The 25489-nt window shown below is 29.5% G+C and carries 33 protein-coding genes; all 33 read right to left on the reverse strand.

Translation table 11 applies throughout. The features are described from left to right. Positions 1-8 precede the first annotated feature (8 nt). The 33 genes from Q1B37_RS20520 to Q1B37_RS20680 all read right to left on the reverse strand — a co-directional run bounded on the left by Q1B37_RS20520 (position 9) and on the right by Q1B37_RS20680 (position 24473). Positions 9-362 carry a hypothetical protein gene (locus Q1B37_RS20520; protein ID WP_299901943.1) on the reverse strand — a complete coding sequence of 118 codons (354 nt, stop codon included), beginning with the start codon at positions 360-362 and terminating at the stop codon, positions 9-11. Between the two features lie 75 nt (positions 363-437). Continuing rightward, positions 438-1496: an AraC family transcriptional regulator gene (locus tag Q1B37_RS20525; RefSeq protein WP_299607306.1), complete on the reverse strand. Its 1059-nt coding sequence runs from the start codon at positions 1494-1496 to the stop codon at positions 438-440. A 118-nt stretch (positions 1497-1614) separates the two neighbouring features. Next, positions 1615-1980 (reverse strand): DUF2200 domain-containing protein, encoded by a 366-nt coding sequence (locus Q1B37_RS20530; RefSeq protein ID WP_299901946.1) that lies wholly within the window; start codon positions 1978-1980, stop codon positions 1615-1617. Positions 1981-2070: 90 nt separating this feature from the next. Then, on the reverse strand, positions 2071-2817 hold the full coding sequence (locus Q1B37_RS20535; RefSeq protein WP_299901949.1) for a peptidase E: 747 nt from the start codon (positions 2815-2817) through the stop codon (positions 2071-2073). Positions 2818-2874: 57 nt separating this feature from the next. Then, positions 2875-3462 (reverse strand): hypothetical protein, encoded by a 588-nt coding sequence (locus Q1B37_RS20540; RefSeq protein ID WP_299901951.1) that lies wholly within the window; start codon positions 3460-3462, stop codon positions 2875-2877. A gap of 15 nt (positions 3463-3477) precedes the next feature. After that, positions 3478-3876, reverse strand: coding sequence for a hypothetical protein (locus Q1B37_RS20545; protein WP_299901954.1), 399 nt, complete (start codon positions 3874-3876; stop codon positions 3478-3480). Positions 3877-4115: 239 nt separating this feature from the next. Continuing rightward, the gene (locus Q1B37_RS20550) at positions 4116-4640 is read right to left on the reverse strand and encodes a GNAT family protein (RefSeq protein WP_299901958.1); all 525 of its coding nucleotides are present in this window, start codon (positions 4638-4640) and stop codon (positions 4116-4118) included. A gap of 69 nt (positions 4641-4709) precedes the next feature. Then, positions 4710-5651 (reverse strand): alpha/beta hydrolase, encoded by a 942-nt coding sequence (locus Q1B37_RS20555; protein WP_299901961.1) that lies wholly within the window; start codon positions 5649-5651, stop codon positions 4710-4712. Positions 5652-6712: 1061 nt separating this feature from the next. Beyond that, complete coding sequence (locus tag Q1B37_RS20560; RefSeq protein WP_299901964.1) at positions 6713-7171, reverse strand: hypothetical protein; 459 nt, start codon at positions 7169-7171, stop codon at positions 6713-6715. Positions 7172-7227: 56 nt separating this feature from the next. Further along, entirely contained in the window at positions 7228-7731 is a 504-nt protein-coding gene (locus tag Q1B37_RS20565; protein WP_299901967.1) for a cysteine peptidase family C39 domain-containing protein, read from the reverse strand. A 100-nt stretch (positions 7732-7831) separates the two neighbouring features. Beyond that, complete coding sequence (locus tag Q1B37_RS20570) at positions 7832-8416, reverse strand: GrpB family protein (protein WP_299607292.1); 585 nt, start codon at positions 8414-8416, stop codon at positions 7832-7834. A 113-nt stretch (positions 8417-8529) separates the two neighbouring features. Further along, positions 8530-9903, reverse strand: coding sequence for a S41 family peptidase (locus tag Q1B37_RS20575; protein WP_299901970.1), 1374 nt, complete (start codon positions 9901-9903; stop codon positions 8530-8532). A gap of 66 nt (positions 9904-9969) precedes the next feature. Beyond that, the gene (locus Q1B37_RS20580; RefSeq protein WP_299901972.1) at positions 9970-11097 is read right to left on the reverse strand and encodes an AraC family transcriptional regulator; all 1128 of its coding nucleotides are present in this window, start codon (positions 11095-11097) and stop codon (positions 9970-9972) included. A 93-nt stretch (positions 11098-11190) separates the two neighbouring features. Then, positions 11191-11730, reverse strand: a complete 540-nt coding sequence (locus Q1B37_RS20585; protein ID WP_299901975.1) for a hypothetical protein — start codon at positions 11728-11730, stop codon at positions 11191-11193. An 81-nt stretch (positions 11731-11811) separates the two neighbouring features. Next, complete coding sequence (locus tag Q1B37_RS20590; protein WP_299901977.1) at positions 11812-12396, reverse strand: hypothetical protein; 585 nt, start codon at positions 12394-12396, stop codon at positions 11812-11814. Between the two features lie 195 nt (positions 12397-12591). Further along, positions 12592-13935 carry a T9SS type A sorting domain-containing protein gene (locus Q1B37_RS20595; RefSeq protein ID WP_299901980.1) on the reverse strand — a complete coding sequence of 448 codons (1344 nt, stop codon included), beginning with the start codon at positions 13933-13935 and terminating at the stop codon, positions 12592-12594. 164 nt (positions 13936-14099) lie between these two features. Further along, positions 14100-14831 carry a DUF2071 domain-containing protein gene (locus Q1B37_RS20600; protein WP_299901983.1) on the reverse strand — a complete coding sequence of 244 codons (732 nt, stop codon included), beginning with the start codon at positions 14829-14831 and terminating at the stop codon, positions 14100-14102. A gap of 15 nt (positions 14832-14846) precedes the next feature. After that, positions 14847-15395 (reverse strand): VOC family protein, encoded by a 549-nt coding sequence (locus Q1B37_RS20605; RefSeq protein ID WP_299901986.1) that lies wholly within the window; start codon positions 15393-15395, stop codon positions 14847-14849. A gap of 138 nt (positions 15396-15533) precedes the next feature. Next, positions 15534-15950, reverse strand: a complete 417-nt coding sequence (locus tag Q1B37_RS20610; RefSeq protein WP_299901989.1) for a DUF3997 domain-containing protein — start codon at positions 15948-15950, stop codon at positions 15534-15536. A 124-nt stretch (positions 15951-16074) separates the two neighbouring features. Beyond that, entirely contained in the window at positions 16075-16416 is a 342-nt protein-coding gene (locus Q1B37_RS20615) for a hypothetical protein (RefSeq protein ID WP_299901992.1), read from the reverse strand. A gap of 22 nt (positions 16417-16438) precedes the next feature. Beyond that, positions 16439-16699: a hypothetical protein gene (locus tag Q1B37_RS20620; protein WP_299901995.1), complete on the reverse strand. Its 261-nt coding sequence runs from the start codon at positions 16697-16699 to the stop codon at positions 16439-16441. Positions 16700-16728: 29 nt separating this feature from the next. Beyond that, positions 16729-17526, reverse strand: a complete 798-nt coding sequence (locus Q1B37_RS20625; protein WP_299901997.1) for a hypothetical protein — start codon at positions 17524-17526, stop codon at positions 16729-16731. Positions 17527-17632: 106 nt separating this feature from the next. After that, positions 17633-18088: a hypothetical protein gene (locus tag Q1B37_RS20630; protein ID WP_299901999.1), complete on the reverse strand. Its 456-nt coding sequence runs from the start codon at positions 18086-18088 to the stop codon at positions 17633-17635. Positions 18089-18153: 65 nt separating this feature from the next. Further along, entirely contained in the window at positions 18154-18720 is a 567-nt protein-coding gene (locus Q1B37_RS20635) for a Crp/Fnr family transcriptional regulator (RefSeq protein WP_299607276.1), read from the reverse strand. 153 nt (positions 18721-18873) lie between these two features. Further along, positions 18874-19311 carry a hypothetical protein gene (locus Q1B37_RS20640; protein ID WP_299902002.1) on the reverse strand — a complete coding sequence of 146 codons (438 nt, stop codon included), beginning with the start codon at positions 19309-19311 and terminating at the stop codon, positions 18874-18876. Then, positions 19308-19691 carry a hypothetical protein gene (locus Q1B37_RS20645; protein WP_299902005.1) on the reverse strand — a complete coding sequence of 128 codons (384 nt, stop codon included), beginning with the start codon at positions 19689-19691 and terminating at the stop codon, positions 19308-19310. Before Q1B37_RS20645 ends, Q1B37_RS20640 begins: the two co-directional genes overlap by 4 nt. A 206-nt stretch (positions 19692-19897) precedes the next feature. Then, entirely contained in the window at positions 19898-20275 is a 378-nt protein-coding gene (locus tag Q1B37_RS20650; RefSeq protein WP_299902007.1) for a lipocalin family protein, read from the reverse strand. 75 nt (positions 20276-20350) lie between these two features. Further along, positions 20351-20950, reverse strand: a complete 600-nt coding sequence (locus Q1B37_RS20655) for a hypothetical protein (protein WP_299902010.1) — start codon at positions 20948-20950, stop codon at positions 20351-20353. A gap of 197 nt (positions 20951-21147) precedes the next feature. Beyond that, positions 21148-21642 carry a hypothetical protein gene (locus tag Q1B37_RS20660; protein ID WP_299902013.1) on the reverse strand — a complete coding sequence of 165 codons (495 nt, stop codon included), beginning with the start codon at positions 21640-21642 and terminating at the stop codon, positions 21148-21150. 282 nt (positions 21643-21924) lie between these two features. Further along, positions 21925-22365, reverse strand: a complete 441-nt coding sequence (locus Q1B37_RS20665; RefSeq protein ID WP_299607267.1) for a hypothetical protein — start codon at positions 22363-22365, stop codon at positions 21925-21927. 88 nt (positions 22366-22453) lie between these two features. After that, entirely contained in the window at positions 22454-23104 is a 651-nt protein-coding gene (locus tag Q1B37_RS20670; RefSeq protein WP_299902016.1) for a hypothetical protein, read from the reverse strand. 165 nt (positions 23105-23269) lie between these two features. After that, a complete protein-coding gene (locus Q1B37_RS20675) occupies positions 23270-23779 on the reverse strand; it encodes a lactoylglutathione lyase family protein (RefSeq protein ID WP_299902019.1) in 510 nt (169 codons plus the stop codon). Positions 23780-23876: 97 nt separating this feature from the next. Continuing rightward, complete coding sequence (locus Q1B37_RS20680) at positions 23877-24473, reverse strand: RDD family protein (RefSeq protein ID WP_299902022.1); 597 nt, start codon at positions 24471-24473, stop codon at positions 23877-23879. Positions 24474-25489 lie beyond the last annotated feature (1016 nt).

The following is a 25489-nucleotide window of genomic DNA, read 5'->3' on the forward strand; positions in this document are numbered from 1 at the left end:
GTTTTTACTTATGCTGCGTTAAAGTATTCTTCTCTAATTACTTTTCCGTCGTTGTTCCAAACTCTTCGAATGATTTCATGCCAGTAGATTTTACTACCATCTTTCATGTCAAAATCAAAAGTAAATTCAGACGCAGATACATTACCATCCACGATCGTATAATGATGTTCTATTCCGTTAACATTGGCAATTGATCCCGCAAAGCCTTCCATTTTTTCGATCATTGCTGGTTTGCCTGTTGTTCCTCCATTGCCATAATCAGAAGTGATAGCATCAGGTGCGAAAAATTCTTTTACTGCTTCTACGATTGCACCTTTTAATACAATTGCATCCATTTTTTGTACTTGTTCTTTAATATTCATCTTTTTGTTTATTTAAATGATTAATACACTGCAAAGATGAAGCAGATTTCAAGTAAAAATGTTACCAAAAAAGGACTACGAATTGTACTTTTTAGATTTAAAGTCTGAAGGAGTAATTCCTGAGTAGTGTTTAAAGAATCGAGTGAAGTGGTTAGGTTCTTCAAAACCTAAAGTGTGAGAAACAGCGGTAATAGATTCGTCTTCGAGCAACATAAACTTAGCAGTATTCACAAGCTCTAATCGAATTAATTGACCTATAGTGATATTCATTTTGGATTTTACTTTGTTTGAAAGCGCCTTAATAGAAAGGTTCATTTTATCGGCATAAAATTCTAATGATCTTTCGGTAGTATGATATTTTTGAAGAAGTTCTAAAATATCCTGAGTAAATACATCCCGTCTTTCAAAATCGAAATTTTCTCGAAATTGCTTTGGAGTTTGTCCGGTAGATTTTTTAAATACTCTGTTGAAATAGGCATCATCTTTAAAACCCAGATCATAAGAAATCTCCTGAATATTTTTATCCGTAAAAGCGATTTGTTTCTGGCTTTCTTGCAATCGTTTAGAACTTATTAAGTTCTTAATAGATAATCCTACTTTATTTTTTACCAAAGCTTGCGCATTATAACCATTCTCATTGATAAGACCTACTAAATCTTTTCCAGTAAGATTATTTGCGTATTCCAGGTCTATTACATCTTTTATATCAAAAATAATTTGATATTCTTCTTTATTAGCTTTAAAAGGATTCTGCCAATACCATTGTTTAGAGGATATATCAATAATGTTTGAAGAGTTATCCGCTAAAGCAGATTCGGATAAAAAACTATTGCATTCATCACATTCTATCAAATCTATATACCCTAGGGATATAAGATGTTTAAATAATACCCTGACATCATTATTATAAAATTTTTGATCATTAGAAAATTCGATTTTTCGAACTTCAAATGTATCTGATAAGAATTTGATGTATTGTCCTTTCTCTAAAAAGATTGCTTTTTCTTGCCAGTCAAAGTAATTCTTAAAATCAACTTGAATACTACCATTACCTGATAAAATATGGAATAACGTATGCCGTTCTATAAAGTATACCTTGTTAATTTCTGGTGAGAATTTTTCGACTTTGTGCATAAGAGTGGAGGAGTAGTATCTTCTTAAGATAGAAGTATTTTTAGAGTAGGTATTATCTTTTTACTAATAAATACTTAGACGTTTATGATCCTATTAATTACATTACTAAAGAATAAGATTACGCTGTTCTAAGGATTTTTTCCATTTTTTTCCCTCTGGCTAACTCTTCTATAAGTTTATCCATGTACCTAGCTTGTTTAGTTAAAGGAGTGTCGATTTCTTCTATTCTATAGCCACAGATGACTCCTTTGATTAGATGAGCGTTTGGATGTAAGGTTGCTTTCGCAAAAAATGTTTCAATAGTAGCCTTTTCATCGATTAATTCTTTTAGCTTTTTTTCATCAAAACCCGTTAACCATTCTATCACTTGATGTAGTTCTTCTTTTGTTCTTCCTTTTTTTTCTACTTTATTCAGATAATGAGGATATATAGAAGCAAATACTATTTTTGCAACTCGAGCATCGTGTTCTGGTGTTGTTGCCATAATGTTATCTCTTTAAGTATCCTTGGATATTTTTCCTTTTAAATTGATACAAAGTTCTGGTAAAATATACAAAAAGTTATATAAAATTACTTATCGTATGATTTCTGTAGGTAGTTTTTCTTCTATAATCTTACCGTTTTCTTCATAAACGTAATAAGAAAAGGATTTAGAGTCCAGAGAAACACTATTCTTTATTTTTCCATTGATGAACAGAATTCCAGATCTATCATCACAGGCATATCCATTGGTTAGTTTTTTGTCTAGTATATTTTTATGATAAAGCGGTTTTCTTGATTTTTCGGAATGATAATGAGGGCAGTGACTATAATTTAGAAAGCCTAGTCCTTTTACAATAGTAAGTTCTTTTGGTCTGGAATCGGTGGTCCCTGCTTTAAACCAGCATAATGAACCTGCACTACCTCCAGCCATTACAATTCCTTTTTCATATGCTTTTTGTAAAGCTTTATCGATTTTTTGGGCTTTCCAGATAGCAAGCATATTTAGTGTGTTTCCTCCACCTACAATAATTGCATCCATTTCTAGTAGTATCTCCTGAAAAGTTTGTTTTTGGGTAGAAGAATTGATCCATACAGTCATTACTTTGGGTTCAATATCTAAATCAGAACACAGTTCATACCAATAATTTATATATCGTTGATTATCTGCGGTAGCTGTAGGTAAAAAGCATATTTTAGGCTTTTCCTTATTTGTTAGATTAGCAGTATATTTTATAAATTCTTTCGTTATTTGACCACCATAAACAAATGCTTTTTTATCGGTTTGCGAGTAAGTTACTGTGGTAATGAGAATAAATAAAAAGAATAAAATTTTCTTCATGTACTTTGTGTTTTCAATAATTACTTATGTCTAATTTATATAAGATTGGAGAATACTTTATTTAAGAATTTGAGAGATATAAACAATTCCAAAAATCCATCCTGTATACAAAGCAGTATAGCCTATAGCATATAACATCGAATTTCCCAAATCTTCAATAGTATCTTTTGACTTGGCGAATACCAATTTAAGTGCCCTAAAGAAAATCCAATAGAGCATGGCCAATATAATAAAAATGGATACCCAAAAAACTGCTTCTAATAAAACCAGAAGAATAAGGAAAAGGATCGTCATGACGATCCATAATACGATCGATAGAAGAATTCCTGCACCAAGTTCATCATCTAGATCTAAATCAATACTCGGTAAATCGGGTATTGTCCCAGAATCAGGTATAATATCTCCAGTTTTAAAACTTTTGAATTTAGGAAAATCATCTTTTAAAATCACCCCTTTATAAAGTCCATAAGACATAAAAATGAATAGCGCAGTTGCAATGATGGATAAGGAAATATAAAAATTTGAGGTTAAACTTCTATTATAGTTTATTCCAGTAAAGTAAACTGTTAGGATTGTAATTACGATTACAATTAGAGAAACTGTAAAGACTGATTTTCCATTAAGGTACGTCTGTTTTGCTTTCAAGATGGCATGTTGTTATTATTGTGTGTTTTTAAAATTATCTTCAAAATATTTAACCCATTTACCGTCGACCAGTTTTTCTCCGTATTCGCGAAAACCACCTTCTTCGGTTCTACCGAAAATAAATCTATTAGTTTCGCTGCTATTTACGATCAACTTTCTGTCTTTATATATTGCGGGATATTTTCTTACGCCTCGCTTCGAAAAAGGATAATAATAATATGTGTTATCCTTTTCATCATAATAAATTATAGTATGTAATTGTAGAAACTCACTATTTAATTTGATTACCAAAATGCTTTTTTCAAGATCATAGGAAATATGTTGATAAGCTGATCCTTGTTTGGTAACTTTTCCATTTTCATAAATGGTACTGGTGCCTATCCATTCTCCAATCATAAAGTCTAATAACTCCATTTGCTGCGCGTTAGAGGATTGACTAAAAGCTAGATTGAAGAAAAAAATAAAAGCTATATAGCTATAAAACTTGTGGAAGCTTAAGGAAGTGTTTTTGTATTTCATGTAATGTGCAAATGAGAATTGATTATTCAGTTTTTTGTGTTTTATACAGAACTAATGAAAATGAATTACTAGTAGCAATATACATTAATCAGAATAATACAGCTAGGTATTCCGAACGGTATTTAATCTTGTTCCTACTGATTGGTTTTAGCATAGATATCAACACTAATCGGTTTACCATTTTTGATTTCAAAATCAGGAACGGTTTTCTCAAGTTTAAAGTCAAGCTTAGCCATTGCTCTTTTGCATTTTTTATTATTAGATTCTACAAATCCTTCTATTCGTTTTAGGAGTAAGTGCTTAAATCCATAATTACAAATCAATGGCAGAACTTCTTTCATAATACCATTACCCCAAAAATCAGGAAGTAACCAAAGTCCAATTTCTGCTGTGTTGGTTTTATCATCTATATCGTTTAATCCACCTGCTCCATAAAATATTTTGGTATTAACATCACAAATTGCCCACCATAGCTGTTTTTTATCCGCAAACCAAGTCATTTGCTCTTTTGTGGCTTCTAAACTGTTATAGCTAACTCCATAATATTGAGTGATTTTTGGATTAGAAAGGCCATTGTAAATGTTTTCCAGATCAGAATCAATTATTTTGCGTAGCAGAAGTCTATCTGTTAGGATGGTTGGAAGTTTGTTCTCTGGCATTTACTCTTTTTTTAATAATGTTGGTTGAATTATCTTTAATCTTGCATCGCATTATGGATGAAAGGCTATTCATTTTTTTAGAAATGCTACCATTTTTTCATTCACAATTTTTGCTTGATCAACAGATAAAAAGTGTCCAGCGTTTTGGATCACTTCACCTTTTCCTTTGGGGAGTAAATTAGCAATTTCAACTGTTCTTTCTTTATTAATTACATCATTATCGCCAATTAATACTAAAACAGGCATTTGTAAGGATTTTAATTCATCATTAGAAAAAGGCGTCATACTCAATAAAAACTTGTTGTTAGATTCTTTTTCCAAACCTATTTTATATTGTCGTATATAAGCTTCGCTAATATTACCAACATCGTTAGACATACTTTCTAAAGTTTGTTCAACTTGTTTTTCTTTTGAAGAAAATAAAGCAACGACGTTTTTAAGCAATTCTGCGCTCGGTTTAATCCATGTAAAAGTCTGAGCGGGACTTAACAATAGTAAACTTTTTATTTTATTTTGGTTTTTTAATGCCATGGTAACAGCAAACCAGCCGCCTCTGGAAGCACCTATTAAATGATAGCTATCTAATTCTAAAACAAATAATACTTCCTCATACCAATCAGTTACTTTTTCGACATCTTCAATTTCATTATATAGATACGATTTTCCAGGTTCTAAAATAAAATCTATTGCGAATACCTGATGATTCTTACTAAGTGACTCTATGTTGGGATACCACATTGTTGAGCTGGCATTCATTCCATGAAGTAATACTACAGCTTCTGCATTTTTAGGGCCACTTACGATGATATGAGCAATGCCATAAGTGGTAGTGATGTATAACTCTTCATAAGGTACATCCCATAATTGTAATGTTTTGTCATAAGCTTCATAGTAAGTTGCATCTAAAGCAGATGCTTCTGTAATGTATTGTGGCACTTTTTTGTATTTGTCGTATTTGTTTGTGCAATTAGCAAATAACACTAATAAAATAAACAATAAAAATAATCTCATAGTCAATATTTTACATATTTTTAGAAAGCATACCTTTTGGAGCTACTAATATACTAGCATTCGAAAGTTTTTATTTGCTATTACTCTGGTGCAAAATTGAGTCTAACGAAGTTTTCAAACATCTCATTTTCAAGATTCATTTCCACAAACTCAATCTGATAATGGTATGATTAACAGAAAATTAAAATCGTATTTATTAAATTTTTACATAACTAAAAATAGTTGTAGTACGTTCAATTTCCTTTTCTTTTAATCAAACTTTCGGATGCTAATGATACTACTGCAATGTTTCTTTTCCACCTTTGTTTTCTGAATAAAAATAAACTATAGATGCTCTAGGTTTATTTTGTATTCTTCACCAAAATAAAAAATCTTACATTCTTTTACAAAAAGTTAAAATATTAAATCAGAACCATAAACATCAAAATATATCTGTATTTATAGGTGTCAACGGGTTTTTGATTTTTAATTTTTTCATACTGAATTATTATTTTTTTGTGCTTTTTTGATTATTACGGTCTTATAATCGATACTTAATTATAAAAAAGCACAAAAAAACATATTATGAATATTAGTTTACGAAAACAAACGCTAAAAGATGGTCGACAACTATGATTAATTACCAAACATTCAGGTTGTATAGAATGGATGTGATTTGCTAAAATATGATAAGTAAATTCTTCAAAGTTCAGACTTTTTCCCCAACCAGAGCCCCAGCCATCGATTACTATGCTGTTAATTTTGCCATAGTTCATGAGTAGTCTGGTTAATTATTCTTTTGTAAACGCAATATTCTCTTGATCAATCCTTATTATGTATCCATTTTTATTTTTTTGAGACATAATAATAAATTCCATAAGTAGCACAAACAAAGTACGATAAAACTATCTCCAATTATACTGTATATGGTGTTTGTGTAATTCATAAGCATAGCTAGAAAAAAGTATGATTTTTTTATGATTCGATTTTAAGTCAAGTTATCCTGATGAGTGTACTAAACATTATATAAGTCAGACGATGATGATTACTAAAGCATTTAAAAGTTTAAGAACTCAGGTCTATTAAAAGAATAATTGTAACGTTCCTTGCTGAGGTATTTCATCCCATTGCTTACAAAGCTGATCAAAGTCTATTTTCATTTTTTCAATTTGAGATAACTTCATATGAGGAATACTAATTCCATCCATATTTCGAGCTTCCCATTCTGTTAATTGGATAAATTGATCAGTATTAGAAGCTCCAGAACCAATAGCTTGTAGATTTCTTGCCATGATTTCAGACAACCAAGTTTCTGCTTCTAAGGTTTTAATGATTTCTTTATCAGAAAGCTGTTCTATTGTCATTCCGGATTTTATTTTCCCATAAAATCCATGTTGTAGATCAAATTCCTTTTCTACAACATAATGCGCAAGATCATGGTTGGGAATATCAGGTCCCAAATTTATACTTGTCCAGGTTCCATCATTTCTTTTGCACGTAAGGGTATTTCTATTCTTACCCTTTGTAATCAGTATTTCCATGTTTTTTTGTCGACTGAGGAAAATGTAATTTGTATAATTCACTCGATATTTTGTGTCTAAAAGTCTCCTGTTTTTTCAAGAAGTAGAGCTACACCTTCATTCGAAGAAGAGGCTTTTCCAAATAACCATCCTTTACAAAACTCCTTTTCAGTGTACTTTATTTTTCCCCGAGCAGGATCTGAAACCCAAATAGCGTCTTTATTTACTTTATAAACAACAATAAAGTGATTATTGTTCCAATGAATAATTGCAGGTAAAGGAACTTCGTTTGCTAATTGATCAAATGAAATTTTTACAGCTAAATTTTTTAAACCAATACTTTGAGCTGCTTCGCTTAATCCAAGCAATGTTGTCCCATTATTTTGCATACCTGACAGTTTTTCTAATTCCTTTAAATCGATATCTTTTCCAAAATATTGACTAACCATTTTTAAACAAACCGGTCCACATTGTTTGGGTGTTTCCTGAAGTATAATAGGAAAATCTTGACTAGATACTTTGGTGTTACAGCTTATAAGAGTTGTAATCAGTAGTAGAAGTATGAATGACTTAATTTTCATCGCTTAACTTGTTAATATGCACTATTTCTATAGGTATCAAAACCTTATAAAATGTTACCCTATTTATCCATGTTTTTCTTAAAACATAGAATTAATTGTTTTAGGATAGATTATGTTGTTTAATAATCTCTAAAGTTTCGTTTACAAAATCTGTTTTTCCAAGTACATATGAACCTCTATCATTTTTATATTTGGCAGCCAGTTCGATTTTTAAGTTTTCATAGGCTTTTGCTCTATCAGGATTTGTATTTAGATAATCTCTAAAGTCGATTTGTTGCCACATGATGTTATCCTTCGGACACATATGAATATGAAAAATTTGCTCATTTGCTCCCTCTAAATTATAACCTTTTCCAAAGGATGAATACGCTTCGATATTCTCTCTAGCAGGAACTACAAAATGTGAATAACCTAGTTGCGTAAATTGGTTGATAAGGTCTTCATTAAATAGTAATTCTTTAGGGATTTCTATCATCAAATCGATATAAGGTTTAGATTTTATGCTGGGTATCGATGAACTTCCGAAATGTTCTATGCGTAAAATCTTTTCACTTCCAACAGTATTTAGAATCCTTTCTTTTTCATCTTGATACAGAGATTTCCAATTGGGATTATGATCCACTAGTTCAATAGGAAAAAGAGTGTTCCATTCATCTTTGGTTAAATCATATAAGGTCTTTTTCATCTGAGAAGTTTTTGAAAGATTAACGATGTAATTAGGAGCCGCAATATACTAGGAAGAGAAAGAAAATGGCATTTTCTTTTTTACTTTTTTTGCGAGATAAAACTTATTTTTTTCTAATCTATTTGTTTTAAAAGTTGTTCGAGTATTTCATCTTTTTCATCTAATAAATAATCCTTTACATAAATATCTGGAATAACCCCTGTATTATTATCGAGACCACTGACACGTTGTATTTTCCCTTTAGCGATGTCCACACTGATTCCTGTTTCCGGTAATTGGTAGTTAAAAATGGAAGCATAAAGATTCGGATACTCTGCAGTTTCTTCCCCTACAATTTTCCCAAAATCATAATCTTGTATCTGGGCTGCCGTTACTGTAGATTGCGAATAGGATTGGCGATTTACCAATACGTAAACATTGCCATGGAAACGTTTACTCTTGGGTTGTGGTTGATAAAACCCAAAGTCATATTCATAAATTTTACCATCTTCATGTAGTAAGGTAGATTTCCAATAGGATGTGGTAGTATCCTTGGTTTTTCTCACATGTTCTTTTAATAAAGCACTGGTCTTAAGCTGAAATTTAGAACACCATTTAAAAGGTTTGTTAGCAATATATGATACCAAGTAGTCACTAAAAGAATCATCACCGCCAGGATTATTTCTCAAATCAATGATGAGGTTTTTATTTTTTTTGGATTTTATTTCGGTAAAAGCACTATCAACAAACTTACGATATTGATCCTCATCTCCTCCAAATTCACCAGGTCTAAGATAAGCTGTGGACCTAGATAAAAATTTAATATTTCTATCGCGTTTTATGATATCATCACGTTTTGTCTCATAATCTTCCATGGCTTTTATAGAAGCTAACTTATAAGTAGAAACTCTATCGTTTCTTGATATTTCAACTTCAAACACTTTTTGTTCTCCAAAAGCTAACCAATAGAATCTTGGAAGCGTTAGAAATTCTAATTGAGCATTTTTAAAGTATATCCTTTCTGCAGCGATATGTGGATATATTGTTTCCAAAATTTTCTGAATCGGCTGATTATTAATGCTTATAAGTTGATCTCCAATCTTTATGTCTGATTTTTTTGACCAGTTTTTTCTTACCAAGACTTTACCTTTTTCAATGGCTACTTCTAATGGAAATATGGTACCTCCTGTTTGAGCATAATTGATGTATGACTGAACAGGAAAAGAAATTCTAGTGTGTCCATTGTTTAATAATGCTGGTAGTTGTTGTAATAAACGAGTAGCTTCTAATAGGCTTAAAGAATCCCTCGTAATCTTACTTTTAATTTTATGATACGCTTTTTCAAAAGCTTCTTCAGTAATCGTATGATAACAATTGTACTGAGTTGTAATTAGTGAATTCTTAAGATAATCAAGATCGTTTAGGACTTGTTTTTTTGAAAATTTAGCTTGCCCAAAAGTCAAACAAGTGTTTAGGATGATAAAGACAAGAGTAGTTATAAATTTCATGGATATAAATAATTTGAGGGAGCAATATTATAGAAATAAACAACTTCAATCGTCCTAATGCTTCTATTAGGACTTGTTTTTCGTGTTTTTAAGATACTGACTTGGTGTCATTTGTGTGAATTTTTTAAAAACATGGTTAAAAGTTGACTTCGAATTAAATCCACATTCAAATGCATGTCCCAGTAATGATAATTTATTTTGCCCTGGTGACTGTAGACGATTTTTGAATTCTTTTACACGATATAAATTGATCAAATCGTAAAAATTGTGATTGCAATTTTGATTAATTTTTGCAGATAACTGTTTAGGTTTTATAGCTAGCAAATCGGCTAAAGAATTAAGATTAAGATCTGGATTAAGATAAGGTTTTTCATGTTGCATCAAATGATTAAGTTTTGAGAGAAAAACTTCATCTTTTTCTAAAGGTGTTTTTGGAGGTTTCTTATCAATTGGTTGTACCCGAATAATATTGCGCTCTTTTTGAACATATCCTTTAAACCCTATCCAACAAGTTATCGCTGCTAATACGGCAAAATTAGGTAGGAAGTAATATTCTCGTAGACTTTTATCAAAAGCAAACCGATCGACTTCTGTAATTATTCTATACAGGATATGGTAACTGGCATAAATGATAATAGGTGCTTGTAACCATTTTAGGGATAGATGTTCAATTTTAGAATAGTAATCTTTGAGACGTTTTTGGTATTTGATCAATATTCCTAATGATATAAAACTATATAACAAGATCGAAATCACTCCCAACCATTGTTGTGTTAGATAAACATACGAATAGGAGGGAAGTTCTTCTAAGTAAAGTCCATTGGATCCAATCCTGTAGATTGAGGTTCTATAGAAAATGAACTCTAATAGCAAAGGAAGAAAATGTAGGTAGTGTATTTTTTTAAATTGAAATTTGGGATCACTGATACATAATGTATAAAAATAAAGAGAGGGACCAATACCATAGAGCATTTCCATTTGAATATATCGAAATACGTATAGCAATTCATAGTCTTTTAATACATTCACTACTACAATATTAATAACCATTAGCGCATAAAAGAATACTAATAGAGATAAGAAAATGTTTGCTAACCGTTTTGGTTTTTTAAAAGCAATCAATCCACTTAGTATCATTGCCTGTAGCGCCAATACGCAGATAATAGTAAATAAAATAGGGTTAGAGGTAACCATCTAAAGTATTTGTTTTTCTATTTGCTAAAATATATTATTAATTTATTACTCTAGTTTTGGAAGCGATTGTATAATGTTAATGTTTACTCCTGATTATAAAACCAGCCAGGGATTTACTAAACTATGTGCAAACCATGTAGTAAATAGAGTTATGAAAATTCCAATATAAGAAGCCTTTATATTACTGATTAGAATTTCACCTTTTTGAATATCATAAGATTTTCTTACCATATTTTTTCCATTCATAATTAAAATAAATAGTGATATTAAAATGGAAATGGTTGAAAACAGCAATATTTCTTTAGTGTTATATATCCCTTTTCCTATGGTTGAATATGTCAAATTTGTGACTAGGAAATAAAAATAAGATGTCATAAAAATCCAACCAATTTTTTTATTGATAAAACATCCAATAAGAGGAATAAGTAAAATATAAGAGGCTCTAAAGTAACCTCTATTTGTTATCAATATAAAAAAATCGGATATAGTATAGTCATCCTCGTAGTTAATATTTAATTCAAATATGATTTCTTGATAATCCCTGATAGTGGCAAAAGCAAAAAGAAATATGATCAACCCTTTAATAATAATAATCGTATAGTTCGTTTTTTTTGCATTAAGAAGCTTTCTCATAATTTATAACACCTTTTTAATATAGGTTTCTTAATATAAAGGAATGTTACACTATTTTGGAGATTTTTATTGTTATGAAGATTACTTCTCTTTGTTATATAGCTCAATCGCTTTTAGGTATTTTATTCCTGTGGATTTTGTTTGCGGATACAGAAAGCCACTTAGCTCTTTATGATGTTTATCAATCCATTGTACCAGCGAATCTCTGTTTTTTACAAACTTATCTATATTAAAGACTTCATATTCCATTCGATTCACTTTTACTATTCTGTTTTGATCAAACTGTAAAGTTTCTACCCAAACTACAGGTTCTTGGGTAAGAAAAAAGATTCTTTTATCGGTTTTGGAAACTTTTGCGATAACGATATCTTTTTCTTCTCTAATTTGAAGGATATTGTAGGTTGGATCAAAAACAGATTCCCATGCTAACCAAGTTTTATATCCTTGGCGAGAAAAACGTTCTTCATAGTTATCTTTATTTTCTCTAATCACAATACTATCTCCGACTAGCGAAATCATCTTAGTACTATCAGATTGATCTAATGCTTTATAATATTGTGAGGCAATTTCGAGCTTAGTAAACGTTTTATTCTTTTCGTTTCCAGAAGTTTTACAGGATACGCATACTGTTATAAATAATAAAAATGACGTTATTAGTTTGTTCATTTTTAGAGACTTTGACATTTACTATAGGTATACTGAAAGGAAAAAATGTTACGTTATTTTAATTTTTTCCTTTTAAATTAGAATAAAAAATCATTTTATTGATCACAAAATTGGTGTAAAACCCTACACTAGAAATGCAGGGTAGTTTATTAAAACCTTTTGTTTCTATAATCAGATATTTACAGTTATCGTATTTTATTTTACTATAATTTTCTGGATTTCTGTTCCAATTTCAGTAATTATTTTAATAAAATAGAAACCTGAAGATTCAATGTTAATATTAGCTGTTAAATTATTAATTGTCAAATCAGAAATTAATTTCCCAGTATTGTCATACACCATTACTTTATTTACAATTACTTGTGATGAGATGTTAACTTTTCGGTTAGTAGTAGGATTAGGGTAAACTGATAGAACAGATTTTAAGTCAAAATTAGTATTAGACAAGGTAAGATCATTTTTGAACCAAAAGACACCGACTGGATTTGAGATTATAATGTCTTTTCTTCCATCTTCATCAACATCAACAATTTTAACATCGTAATTACCAGTAGTTTCTGAATTAACTATTTGAGTTGGACCAAAGGTTCCATTACCCATGTTTTCCCACCAGATAAGATCACTAGACGCAAATGCCGTTGTAGCAACAATATCGTTATCACCATCATTATCGATATCTCCAATGTCCATATGAGCGATTTGTGAATATTCTGTTTCTGAAATAACTTGAAATGGTTCAAAAGTTCCATCATTATTTCCAGAATGCCATGTTAAAACTCCTTGAATATCAGAAACTACAATATCAAAAAAGTCATCATTATCAATTTTACCTGAATCAACAAAGTTTGAAGCAATTGACATTTCAATACTTATTGGAGAAGCAAAAGTACCATCTCCATTGTTTGCTAAAAATGAATTTCCCCTAGTATTGACTAAGTCTTTATAGATATCATCATTAAAAAAGTTTGCGGTCATGCCTCTGGAGGTATTATCAATAATCAAAACTTTAGATCCAAAAGTTGCATTACCAAGGTTTGGATAATAGTAAGTACTTCCGCTATCGCTAATAATAATATCATCAAAGCCATTATTATCAGCATCAAAAGTTAAGATTTCATCCGATCCAAACCCTACAGAATCAATAATATTAGCTTCTCCAAATGTGCTATTTTGATTATTTTGATACCAAATAAGTTTATTCTGAAATGATTTTGCAACTACGGCTATGACATCTAGAAAGCCATCATTGTTAATATCAAGTACGGTAATGTCATCACCCGATGTTCCGGTATCATCAAGGTTACTATCTATGCTTACTTTTGAGCTGAAAGTTCCATTACCATCGTTAAACCAACATGCTACTTCTGGAGTTTCATCAATTGTTAATGCAACTAAATCAATATGATTATCATTATTTAGGTCTGCTATTTCAATACCTCGGGTAGAACCAAAAGTATTATCTATAGTAAATTTAGAGAAGTTTTGCGATAAAGCTAGATTAAAAATAAATAGACTTATTATAAGTATTCTTATGTTCATATTTTGCGATTAGATTATTAATTATATCAATAAGTGTCATTTAACAAGAATATGTTACTATAACTTTTCTAACTATTTTTATTTATAAATTGAATCTATCTTAATATTGCTACTATACTAGATAAAATATATGAACATTCTAAATGAATATTATGAAGCGAAAATCATATATACAGATTTTCATTATACTTTATTTTCTCTAATCCGATCCATTCGTGTTCAATATTCTTCATTAAAAGTGCATTGTCCAATTTCACAGAGCCCTTTGGGAAGATATTTTCATCTTCGAAAAAACTAGATTGAACTTTTTTAACTTCTAAAAGAGAAACTTTCCAGTTGTATGCTTTTAATTCTAATCCGTCAAAATCATCCTTGTCTGGGGAATAACCAACGGCACCATTCTCGAAAAAATCTGAGACACAATTTAAATCATCAAATATACTTTCTTCATTCCATTTTTGAGTCTCGCAAGCTTCAATGGATAACGTAGTGTCATCATCACTAATAAAAGAAACATTGTAATTCCCATCGGTTTCACGAACTTTAAATTCAGCAAGATGGTGTACTCCTGGAAAAATAGTTCCTCCTGCTAGTGAGTTTAGCTTAGAAGAAGTATCTCTTCTGGGAATATAAACTCCTTCGCACAGTTTTCCATTTTCATGCCATTCTACAGCAATCCTGTGCGCACCATTTTCAGAGGAGATTCCGATTTGTTTTGGTAATCCCTTTGGTCTAATTTCTTTTAATCGAATTAAGCAAATTCCGGCAATACCTTTTCCATTTACTAATTTTGGTTTAAAAGGCTTTGGTAAATAGTCTTCCAAAACCTCTTTGTCTACCTGATAATTAATTAGAATTCGTCTGTCGATTATTCCTTTTATTTTTGGTATTTTCATTTGCTCTGGTTTATGTTATTGTAAATTCAATTGCCATGAAACTCCAAATTGGTCTTCGACAAATCCAAATTTTTGACTAAAACCGTAATTATTTAAAGGCATCATAACTTTTCCATTTTCAGATAGTTTTGCAAATAAACGCTGAAGTTCTTCTTCGTTTTTGCATTCTATATAGTTAGATACTGCTGGTGTAAAGCCCCATTCATGTATGGCTGGACTATCACTGCACATAAACAAAGCGCCATTTAGATTAAATTTGGCATGCATTATTGTTCCTTCTTTTCCTGGTCCTTCTTTTCCCCAGCGCTTGGTACTTATAATTTTAGAATTGTCAAACAGTGCTACATAAAAGTTCATCGCCTGTTCTGCATTTGCATCTTGAAAGGTTAGAAATGTTGCAATTTGATCATTTTCAAGATCTTGCTTTTTATGGAATATATTTCTTAAACTGTCAAGTTTGCTTTTTAAATGAACCAACTCTGCATTTTTTTCATCTTCTTTTTTTACCTCTTTACAGCTGTATGTTATTAGCAGTAGTAGTATAAGTGGAATAACTCTGGTCATAGTTGATGTTTTTTAGATTTTACAGAAATTATTAATGTAATGAGAAAATATAACCTATGTAAAGATACAACAAAGACAGAATGGATATTCGATATGATTTAACTTATAAATGAGGTTGAGACCATAGCTTAGGTATTATTATATATCATCTGGATACACCTGATCAAAATCAATTTTGGTAATATTTAGTTCGGATATTTTTTTATTAAAATCTAAGAGGTTTAGCGGTCCTAGAACATCGCTTTTTTCTCTTATGTCTATAATATAATAATTGGTCTTTGATGTATCGATTTGATATCCTTTTTCAAATCCGTTAGTTGGGTGTTGTTTGGCAATGATAAATTCTGAATTATGTCCTACAGCAAAGACATATTCTGGAATTAAAACAGAACTTACAGTAGTACTATATCGTTCACAAATAGCACGTTTATTTGGAATGTCAACCCATTGCACTTCATATTTTCCGATAATCTTATCTGAATCACTGTCGAACAAATAGCAAGAATTCAAGGTTAAAATTCCAAGTATCAGTATGAGTTTAGTAATATTCCGCATATGGTTTGATCAAATCTAATTTATTATTTCTAATATATAAAGTATTATTTTCTGAAGGTATAAATAGGCTTAAGAATCTTAAATACGAATTCTATTAGAATTAATGTTACCCCGTTTTCTAGTTTTATTCTACACCTTTTACTTCTACTAAAATTGTATCAGCCGTAATCTTTTGTCCAATAGGAAAGGTATATTCTAATTTTCCATGTAAGTAACTTTCGAATTCAAATGTTAGCTTTTTACTTTCGATGATTCCAATAATATCTCCTGGTTTCACGATTTCACCTGTTGTAAAGTTCATTTTTTTTAAGATCCATTCTTGTTGATCTTTAGCTAATTCTACAGGAAACTTAATTTTTACAGATTCGCCTGGCTTTAAACTAATGTCATTTGATGATGCTTTTGTTTTTAAACTGGTATTGTCTAACCCCAATTTATCCATCTGTTTAAGTAGCCATTTTCTCATGTATTGATTTTAAGTTTTAATTTTATTTATCCTTTGATTTCTTTTCTTGAGTTGCCCACATGATGACGTCGCGAAAATCAATTTTAGCTTGTTTGGTAAGTTCTATGACTTCATCTATATTACCTTGTGCCAAATATAGAATAGCTATTTTTGTATTTTTTAAGTTGTATTCCGATTCGGCCATAACATGTTTTAATTCAATAGATGAAAGTTCTTTTATTACAAATTCTCTGAAATCTACTGCAAAGTCTTTATCTATTATATCTAGTATTTCCTTATCCATTTTATTTGTGATATTATCAAATCATGCTTTTAAAACCCATCATCAGGATATTTCAAAAATTCGATATCATTTAAACAATTAAATAATTGACTTGCTATATTGGTCAATCGCTCATTTATTTTAAGAAATATATAATCATTTTCACCAACCATCTCAAGAAATTCGTCATTTTTAAATATAAATTTTACATCTTCAAATTCATATTCAGAATTTTTACCTTTATAATATCCAGCAGAATGGAGTACACAGTTTCTTAGTTTTCCACAAAAGCCAATGAATTTCAGATCTTCTGAATAGTTCTCTCCATAACAGTGATCTCTTCTGTTAGAAAGAAACTTAAATTTTCTTAATAAAGGAATAAAAGAACTTTTAACTAGTTGATTAATGATCTCTTCTTTTTTATGGGACTCTTCTATAAGTTTAATAAGTCTAGTATTTAAATCGGTTACTATTGCTTTTGTAATTTCATCGGTTTTTAAATTCTCAAAACATAAATCTATAGTTACTTCAAAATTGGTAAAGGAATCAACAAATAGTTTACGATTAAGGTCATTATGAAATCCATTTGACAATAATGGGATGTCAGCGACTTCATAGACTTTTAAAATATGGGGCTTTAAGTCCATGATTTCAGCATCAAATTTGATATGGCCATTTTTTATTTCGGTACTAATTTCAAAAAATACTTTCCCTAAATAAAACTCATTAATGATAGAATAAAGATTTTCGAAGTACGCTATTCTTATATCATTCTCTGGATAATCTAATACATAAATTTCGTTTTTTATTAAATCCAGTACATTTTTTAGTTTATCAATATTCTTCATTCCGATTTACTATTGTCTAACATTTAATATATGTATCTCAGTCAAAGAAATTGTTACCTTAAAATTCAAAGAAATCTTTATAAATTTAGTTACGGAGTAGTTTTTTTTAAAGTATTCGGATAGAGCTAAAATAAGTCCAAGCAATAAAAAGAAATTGTAACGGAACTCTAAACCATAGATAAGAAAGGCCATTTCCACCAAATGTTCCCTTTTGATAATCTATTTGATGAACCGCTGCATAAATATTCATGGGTAGCATTACTAATAGAAAAAGAATCAGAGTCCATCCACTAATTGTTTTAGAATAGGGGACAAGTAATCCAATTGCTAAAAGAATTTCAAGAAATCCTGTCATATAAACAAGATTTGTTTTGAAAGGAATAAATTGTGGAATCATCATAGCCATTCCCTTGGTGAAAACGAAATGTCCAATTGCGGTAAAACACAACATTATTGACATTGCTATCCTTGCCGATAATGTAAGGTCATATGTCGTGGTAGCGATTTTAACAGTGAAAACAGCAATGATAAAAGTGGATAAAAGTACTATTAAGGGTTTCATATCGTCTTGATTTTAATTCATTTACAAAGTTTGTGAATGAATTTAAAATAGACAATGAACCTAAGTTAAGTAATTCGTTTACGTATTCGGCTTAAGGCTTGGGGTGTAACACCAATATAAGAAGCGATGTATTTTAGTGGAATCTGTTTTAATAATTCAGGACGTTCCGAGAATAAGTCCAAATAACGTTCTTCAGCTGTTTTACTTAACAGGGAAACTTCTCTTTTCGACTTTATTAAAAACATATTTTCGGCCATTCTTCGTCCGATAAAATTTCCACTTTCAGTTTTCTTATAAACTTCTTGAAGATCTTTATAAGATATTCTCCATAAAGTCGTTTTTGTTAGTGTTTCTATTTGATAGAGTGAAGGAGTTTGCGTAATGAAAGAATCGTATGCTGTCACGAATTCGTTTTCAAATAGAAAACCAAATGTTAAATCGGTTTCTTCTAGAGGGATATAAAACCTCACTATTCCTTCGGAAATAAAAGATAAATAGTTTTCAATCATACCCACCTTTATGAGATCTGATTTTTTCTTTACTGTTTTTTTTTGCAGTTTTGAAGAAAAAAAGTCCCAATCAGCATGATTCATTGGATAAATATGATCAATGAATTTTTTTATTTCTTCCATGCTGTGGATATTATTAGAAGTGAATTTTTAAGAGCTACTAAGGTAATAAATCCGTAAGGAATTCTGTTTGCTAATTAGGATGGAGTGATTTTTGTTTCTATTTTACTTTTGCACCAAGAGATAATAATGTATTCTATTCATTGTTGGAGCTAGTTAATTTTTATTGTAATATTTTTTAATATTTCTTGTGATATATCCGTTGGAATAATTTTCTATTCTTTTTGTAGCTGGAAAATATCCAATTAAGTCATGAGTCTCTTTTTTCCAAAATCCATTTTTGTTAAACTTATACTTAAATTTATTGTAGGTAACTCTTAAATTAGCCCAATCTTTTGCTTTTTGTTTTAGATGATTGTATGAGTTTTTAGATAAATAATCTTTTAATGAGATCATTGGTTTTTTCTTGTCAATTGGATTTAAAATTATTCCAGCAATCTGATCCTTTGTATTGTAAACCATGATCTCGACCAAATTTAAGTTATAAAAATATTTAGCGACTTCATATCCCATTTGTCTTCTTTTATTGTCGAAAGTTTCTAATCTGATAGGATTTCCTAAAGAGTCATTTTTTATTATAATATCATTGATCAATTTTTTTCTGGATTGAGGTATTTTATTGATGTTAAATAACCACTGTTATCATAATGGTATGAAAAATAGTTAATCATTTTTCCAAAATTTGTTTCTTTTATATCAGTACGGAATTTTTGTAATGAGTCTGTGTATTCCCAGAATATCGAAAAATTAGGAATTGATTTTAAACGAGGTACTTTTGATATTAGTTTACCATTTCTATCATAGGTAAAAATTGTTTGTTTTTTGCCAGAAAAAGTTTCGTAAACTTCTTTGATTGGTCTTTCGGAATCGAAATCAAGTGTGTTTTTATCTAAAAGACCTATAATTGTTTGCGAATTACAATTTAATCCAATTACAAGAGCGATGTTTATGAATATTGTTTTAGTCAGCCTCACTTATCTGATTTTGTTTTTTATCAATCTTAATATTTATTGTATATATGGTATCGCGGTAGGGCGTAAAATGTTACCTTACTTTTCAATCTTTCTAGGCATTGATTGCTAACCTTTTCATTCTGCAAGTAATTTTCAATAATAAATACAAACTATTAGATTGATCACTTTGCAGCTTTAGTAGGTGTACAATATTGAGCTTAGTTTTGTTATTCAATTTTAGTTAGTAAGAATTCTCCTAATCCAAGTTTTAAAATTAGTTCACTTTTAGTTGATTTTAAAATTTTGAATTTCTGTGGTTCGCCTTCCTTACCAGATATGGTTATAGAATTAGAGTTTGAATCAAAATTCCAAGTTCCATCTGTTTGTTCTCCCATCATAGTAGTGTCAAATTTTCCATCAGGTTTAAAATTAATTTTCCACTTTCCTATAACTTCAGCTTCTAAGAATACTAATCCAGCTTCATCTATCCCTTTGTTTAATGGTTTTGTAAAAACCCAATTACCAACAATTAAGTTAGATTTTTGAGCACATAAATTAATAGTTATAAATATGAATGATAATAATATGATTGTTTTTTTATGCATTTGTTTCTTTAATTATTATTTATTAACTGATATAGCATACATTGTTGCTTTTTGGAGTAATGATACTATTATACTTTAGTCACAGTATTTAACTTTCTCTTTAATTATGCTCTCATATTGATTTTTTAGTTCAATATCATTTTTTAGAAACACAGCCTTATTCGCAGATTCTTTTGCTTTTTTACAATTTAATATACCATTTGTATAAATATAGGTCAAATGAAGATTTGCGTAAGCTTTCCAATAATCAGATTCACATTTTAGCAACATACTTTTTAGAGTTTGTTCAGCACTTTCAAAATGAGATGATAAAATAAAAGTTCGTGATTTATTTATATGGCTTGGCCAATATTCAAATTCTTGTTTTATGCCATCATTAAAATAATTTAGAGCTTCTTGATAATTGTTTTTAGACAAAGCCATCGTTCCAAGTTCATTTAATACAATTGAATTTTTTTCTTGTTTTAATGATTTATAAAAATAAACTTTGGCGGAATCTAAATCTTGTTGCTTAAGTAATTTAACCCCTTTGTTGTAGAATTCAATCGCTTTTTTATTTCTAATCTTGTGATTTATGTGTTTTGAATGATCATGATTTTCAAGAAAATTGTTCGAGTTGTCAGATTTACAAGAAACGAGAAGAGTTAAAGAAAATAATAAAAATAAATTTCTCATTTTAATTTTAGTTTAGATAATAACTAACGTTTTAGATACATTCCGTAACAGGATAAAATGTTACCCTGTTTTCAACAAAAAAACTTCTTTTTTCTAATTTTTCGAAATAAAATTATTCCATTTGGTCAGGAATATTGCACCTTTTGATTGATCGTGTTGTTGTTACGAACGCATATTTATAGTTTTAAAAACAATTTTTACTTTAATTTTATTGACTCGATTATTCGCTTCCTAAATTCAGTGTTTTTGTTAAACTCGTCTTTATTATTCATAAATTGAATTGTGTAGATATTCTCTTTATATACAAAGACATAGTTTTCTATTATCTTTTTTTCTTCGCTCTGTTTTATAAAATATTTATAATTTAAAACATCAAGTTCATTAATTTTTATTATTCCTTCACTAATTAATTTTCCTTTACTAGCTTTTAAAGCGCCATCCTTAATTCCTTCAAAAAGTTTTTCTAGTTTCTTCCCGCTAACGTTTTTTAACCCTTTCTTTTTAGACTTTAAATAAACAATAGTTTCATTTTCAAATGTTCCTTTTACGAATTTACCGTTAGCAATTTCTCCTTCTTCTGAATTGTCAATAACGTTTAGGGTTAAATTTTCATCAAAATCATATTCAAATAATTCTTGGGCTAAACTGTTTAAACTTGTAAATAGTAAAAGAATGTAGATAGTCTTTCTCATTTTTATTAATATTTGTTGTGAAATGTTTTATTATGTAGCCTATTTCCAATGATATAGAATGTGAGTTATAATTATATCATTCTATATTCGGAAATCGGTTAGATTTGGGCTTAATCGGTATAATACTTTTTTGTATATAGTTCTTTTACTTGTAGAGTATTTTGTATTTCGTCAAGATCCAGATTTGAACCGATTCTTTTTTTAAAGTATTTACTTTTTTACTTCATATGATAGCTCAAATTAAAGATGTTTTAATACCATCTATTTTTGTGTGATAAAATGTTAGTTTGAGTGTTTTTTAACTAAATCAATAATTAATGTTTTTAATTCTTCAATAGTTTCTTTTTTTTCGTGACTAAAAAAGAAAATTAGCTGTTTTTTCTTTTTTTTAAATATAGAATTATAAACATAAAGCCCTTTTTCGTTCGGATTCATATAAACATGATAAGAATTACCTTTTCTTCCACTAAAACTAACTTCACCTTTTTTCTTAAATTTAAGTTTTTTTGTTGAGATTTTATTGATTGGGAAGGTTTGTTTACCTGTGCCAGATACAACTAAATCATTTCCGGATATGGAAAAAGTGTATTTCGTTTTTCCAATACTGGAGGACAAAATATTATTAATTTTTTCAATTTGTTTTTTTTCAGAATAATCTTTTTGTGCAGATATGCTCAAAGAACTTATTAAGAATATGAATAGTAGGATGATTTTCTTTTTCATAATGATTTTGAATTAAGATACTTAACGTTTTTTGTGTAGTATGTTTGCTTCCTGAAGGGAGCATATGTGATATGTAAATTGTTGCGTGTTATTGTTTTTTGGATAAATTTTGCACCCATGTTTTATAGTCAACATTATAAGTTAAGCACATGTTTTGATGGAAGAAATCAATTGCAGCATCAGTTCCTTCACTTATATATATATTCTTCAGATTGCGTTGAAACTCCGCTGCTCGTTTGAAATATTCTTTGTTATACCATGGTCTCAAAGGAACTTCTATTCGAGGAATCATACCCATATAATTTCGAAATTTATTCATGCATTGATATATTCCTTCGTTTTTGTTATTTCCAGTTAGAATATTTAAAGCCACATTTACAAGCCAATCATTATAAGGTGAATTAAAATCTATATTTTGTAATTGCTTAGTCATATATTCCTCAGGATATGGTGTAATACAACTGATCCAAGCTGCCCATACAACACCTCTCCATCCAAACTTGATGAAATCCTCAAAGAGTTTCTCATCTATAGCACTTACCGACTTAAAACAAAAATAAAAGAACTCTAGATGCTCACATTTAACATAGTGATATTGTGTAATAAACTCTGAGTGATAATCAATCAATGCCAACTCATCTCTCAGCCACCTTTCGGAACTTTTTTTTTGTCCGATTTTTAAGTAGTAAGGAAAAATCAAAAACTCACGAAAATCTATATAGTTGTATTCTTTAAACATCTTATTTAGTTTAGCTTTTTAGAAATGATAAACTGTTTTAGTGTGTGATTTCGTTATGGGTTTAATTACTAAATTTAGCAAATAAATCATAGATAGAAGATTCACAAGTACTTTCTTATGTAGGCTTTAACTAACAACGAATTCTACAAATGATTGTATATAGTTTTATTCTTGATAAGCTCCTGATGAATAAGTTAATTCATAGCTGTGAGTATAGATTTCAAATACAATTCCAAATGGGTCTTCTACATAAACCATTTTATACGGTTTTTCATTTGGATAATATGATCTTATTGGCATTCTTTGCTTTCCACCAGCATCGACGATTTTTCTAGTCAGATTTTCGATATCTGGGTCTTGGACACAAAAATGGAATAATCCTGTGTTGAACGGATTAAACTCAGGTGCTTCTTTAACTCCGTTAGGAAAACAAAAAAGTTCAATTCCAATTCCATCTGAAGTTGACATATGTGCTATTTCGAATTCTTCCCAATTTTCTCCAAAAACATCTATACACATTTGTCCAATTGCTGTATCTCGTTCTTTTTTTACTACGGATGGTTTCATAATTAAGTACCATCCCATAATTTCTTCATAAAAGTTTACGGCTTTATGAATATCAGGGACTGTAATTCCAATATGTGAAAATGATTTTGGGTATTTTATTTCTTTCATATTCCTTTTTATTTTAAAAAATTATACACAAATGCCTCGACTATGAGTAGTTTTGGATCTTAATTACTATGATTATATAAATCTTGTAGTTTTGTTTTTATTCAGTTTTATCCTTTACAACCGTCGTTTTTGATAAATAATCGTGAATTCCATTTTTTACAAATAGAAACGAAATCCTATCGAATGGTATGAATCGGCAAAAAGTCCGAGCAATGATATCGCTATCGGTTGGTTTTTCTCCGTTAATTTTCACAACTTTTGTTTTTGTGACGAATTTTCCAATTGTTTTTTGGAATTTGATTTCCATTATAGCATAGTAAGCGATAAATGTTCCAAAAATCAAAATGTATCCAATTAATGAAATTATTCCTTGGTTAGTTGGTTGAATAAAAAATCCTATCACGGAACTTATCATAAATGCTAAAACTAACCATACGATAAAGTCAATTAAAAAGTTCACAAATCGAATCCCCGAACCAACAACATTTGAATTAACTTTTTCTTTTTGTTCCTTTTCAGCAAAAGCTTTTTCTCTGATTTGTTCAAAATCTGAGGTGTCAATATTCCGCTTTTTTACTTCCAATTCGGCTGCTTCGACTGCGAGAGGCTGATATTTACCTATTTCAACCGTCAGTATTTTTATTAACTCTTCGTTAGTCCGTTGGGACATAACTTCTTTAAATTCGTTCTCCATTCAGTTTATTAATGTTAACGTTTAATTTATGTGTATTAGCAGGACAAAATGTTACCCTACTTTTAACAAAAACTGCTTATTGGTTGCTAACTTTTACATTTTACGAGCATTGCGCTTATCAAAATACAATAACTAATCGATTGAACACTTATCAGAAATGATCGCATAAATAGTTTTTTAATTGTTTTTTATTCTGAGTAGCATAAAACTAATCTTAAGGATGTAGCTGAATAATATTGAAATAAAACCAGCAAAACAGATAGACAAAATAAAACTCAGTAATTCAAATGTGTTTTCATTTATATAAACTTGTATGAAATTAAAAAAATCTTTAGTAATTAGGAATGATAAAAAACCGGTACTAAGGGCTTTGATTTTATCTTTTTGAGTTTGAATAAGAACAATCCAGGTAAATATTAATACAAAAAAGGATGTCGTTGTTTTTGTAATTTCCAATATATAAAGCTCCTTAAAAGTTAGATATTGAATACCTATAAATATTCCTGTTGAAAGTATTGTTATTAATAAAGATAAAAAATAGAGGTTATTGTTATTTATAAATTTTAATACCAAATAAATAACCAACAGAAAAACTATAGGTTCTACAAGTTTAAGATATAAATTAAGTTCCATAACTTGATATATATTGTCAGTATCAGATATGTCTCCTTTTTTTATGAAGTTTATAACTTTTGAATATAGGAAAAAGCTTGCTGAACTAAGACTAGTGAATCCAATTAGTAGTGAGGTTAATAATTTATAATTACTGATATAAATATTTCTGAATTTCATATATTTTAGTTAGCAATATTTATAATATTCTTTATAGTTGCGTTTAATAAATTATTCTCAACTCCATGAAATCGGTCAAAAGAAATATTTTGAAAGAAAATTGTAAATGAAAGGAATTGAATGTTTTTCATATTTATTAATGATATCAAAATTGAAACTTCTTAATTATTGCTACAGTCTCTACTATCAGTAGTTGCAGGGATTAGCACTTAACTTGGCAAGCA

Origin of the sequence: uncultured Aquimarina sp. (assembly GCF_947492965.1) — a bacterium.
GTDB lineage: Bacteria > Bacteroidota > Bacteroidia > Flavobacteriales > Flavobacteriaceae > Aquimarina.

Bases quoted from the DNA above. Each gene is read 5' to 3' on its own strand.
- Q1B37_RS20520 (WP_299901943.1), bottom strand. From the start codon at position 362: ATGAATATTAAAGAACAAGTACAAAAAATGGATGCAATTGTATTAAAA.
- Q1B37_RS20525 (WP_299607306.1), bottom strand. From the start codon at position 1,496: ATGCACAAAGTCGAAAAATTCTCACCAGAAATTAACAAGGTATACTTT.
- Q1B37_RS20530 (WP_299901946.1), bottom strand. From the start codon at position 1,980: ATGGCAACAACACCAGAACACGATGCTCGAGTTGCAAAAATAGTATTT.
- Q1B37_RS20535 (WP_299901949.1), bottom strand. From the start codon at position 2,817: ATGAAGAAAATTTTATTCTTTTTATTTATTCTCATTACCACAGTAACT.
- Q1B37_RS20545 (WP_299901954.1), bottom strand. From the start codon at position 3,876: ATGGAGTTATTAGACTTTATGATTGGAGAATGGATAGGCACCAGTACC.
- Q1B37_RS20550 (WP_299901958.1), bottom strand. From the start codon at position 4,640: ATGCCAGAGAACAAACTTCCAACCATCCTAACAGATAGACTTCTGCTA.
- Q1B37_RS20555 (WP_299901961.1), bottom strand. From the start codon at position 5,651: ATGAGATTATTTTTATTGTTTATTTTATTAGTGTTATTTGCTAATTGC.
- Q1B37_RS20560 (WP_299901964.1), bottom strand. From the start codon at position 7,171: ATGGAAATACTGATTACAAAGGGTAAGAATAGAAATACCCTTACGTGC.
- Q1B37_RS20565 (WP_299901967.1), bottom strand. From the start codon at position 7,731: ATGAAAATTAAGTCATTCATACTTCTACTACTGATTACAACTCTTATA.
- Q1B37_RS20570 (WP_299607292.1), bottom strand. From the start codon at position 8,416: ATGAAAAAGACCTTATATGATTTAACCAAAGATGAATGGAACACTCTT.
- Q1B37_RS20575 (WP_299901970.1), bottom strand. From the start codon at position 9,903: ATGAAATTTATAACTACTCTTGTCTTTATCATCCTAAACACTTGTTTG.
- Q1B37_RS20580 (WP_299901972.1), bottom strand. From the start codon at position 11,097: ATGGTTACCTCTAACCCTATTTTATTTACTATTATCTGCGTATTGGCG.
- Q1B37_RS20585 (WP_299901975.1), bottom strand. From the start codon at position 11,730: ATGAGAAAGCTTCTTAATGCAAAAAAAACGAACTATACGATTATTATT.
- Q1B37_RS20590 (WP_299901977.1), bottom strand. From the start codon at position 12,396: ATGAACAAACTAATAACGTCATTTTTATTATTTATAACAGTATGCGTA.
- Q1B37_RS20595 (WP_299901980.1), bottom strand. From the start codon at position 13,935: ATGAACATAAGAATACTTATAATAAGTCTATTTATTTTTAATCTAGCT.
- Q1B37_RS20600 (WP_299901983.1), bottom strand. From the start codon at position 14,831: ATGAAAATACCAAAAATAAAAGGAATAATCGACAGACGAATTCTAATT.
- Q1B37_RS20605 (WP_299901986.1), bottom strand. From the start codon at position 15,395: ATGACCAGAGTTATTCCACTTATACTACTACTGCTAATAACATACAGC.
- Q1B37_RS20610 (WP_299901989.1), bottom strand. From the start codon at position 15,950: ATGCGGAATATTACTAAACTCATACTGATACTTGGAATTTTAACCTTG.
- Q1B37_RS20615 (WP_299901992.1), bottom strand. From the start codon at position 16,416: ATGAGAAAATGGCTACTTAAACAGATGGATAAATTGGGGTTAGACAAT.
- Q1B37_RS20620 (WP_299901995.1), bottom strand. From the start codon at position 16,699: ATGGATAAGGAAATACTAGATATAATAGATAAAGACTTTGCAGTAGAT.
- Q1B37_RS20625 (WP_299901997.1), bottom strand. From the start codon at position 17,526: ATGAAGAATATTGATAAACTAAAAAATGTACTGGATTTAATAAAAAAC.
- Q1B37_RS20630 (WP_299901999.1), bottom strand. From the start codon at position 18,088: ATGAAACCCTTAATAGTACTTTTATCCACTTTTATCATTGCTGTTTTC.
- Q1B37_RS20635 (WP_299607276.1), bottom strand. From the start codon at position 18,720: ATGGAAGAAATAAAAAAATTCATTGATCATATTTATCCAATGAATCAT.
- Q1B37_RS20650 (WP_299902007.1), bottom strand. From the start codon at position 20,275: ATGCATAAAAAAACAATCATATTATTATCATTCATATTTATAACTATT.
- Q1B37_RS20655 (WP_299902010.1), bottom strand. From the start codon at position 20,950: ATGAGAAATTTATTTTTATTATTTTCTTTAACTCTTCTCGTTTCTTGT.
- Q1B37_RS20660 (WP_299902013.1), bottom strand. From the start codon at position 21,642: ATGAGAAAGACTATCTACATTCTTTTACTATTTACAAGTTTAAACAGT.
- Q1B37_RS20665 (WP_299607267.1), bottom strand. From the start codon at position 22,365: ATGAAAAAGAAAATCATCCTACTATTCATATTCTTAATAAGTTCTTTG.
- Q1B37_RS20670 (WP_299902016.1), bottom strand. From the start codon at position 23,104: ATGTTTAAAGAATACAACTATATAGATTTTCGTGAGTTTTTGATTTTT.
- Q1B37_RS20675 (WP_299902019.1), bottom strand. From the start codon at position 23,779: ATGAAAGAAATAAAATACCCAAAATCATTTTCACATATTGGAATTACA.
- Q1B37_RS20680 (WP_299902022.1), bottom strand. From the start codon at position 24,473: ATGGAGAACGAATTTAAAGAAGTTATGTCCCAACGGACTAACGAAGAG.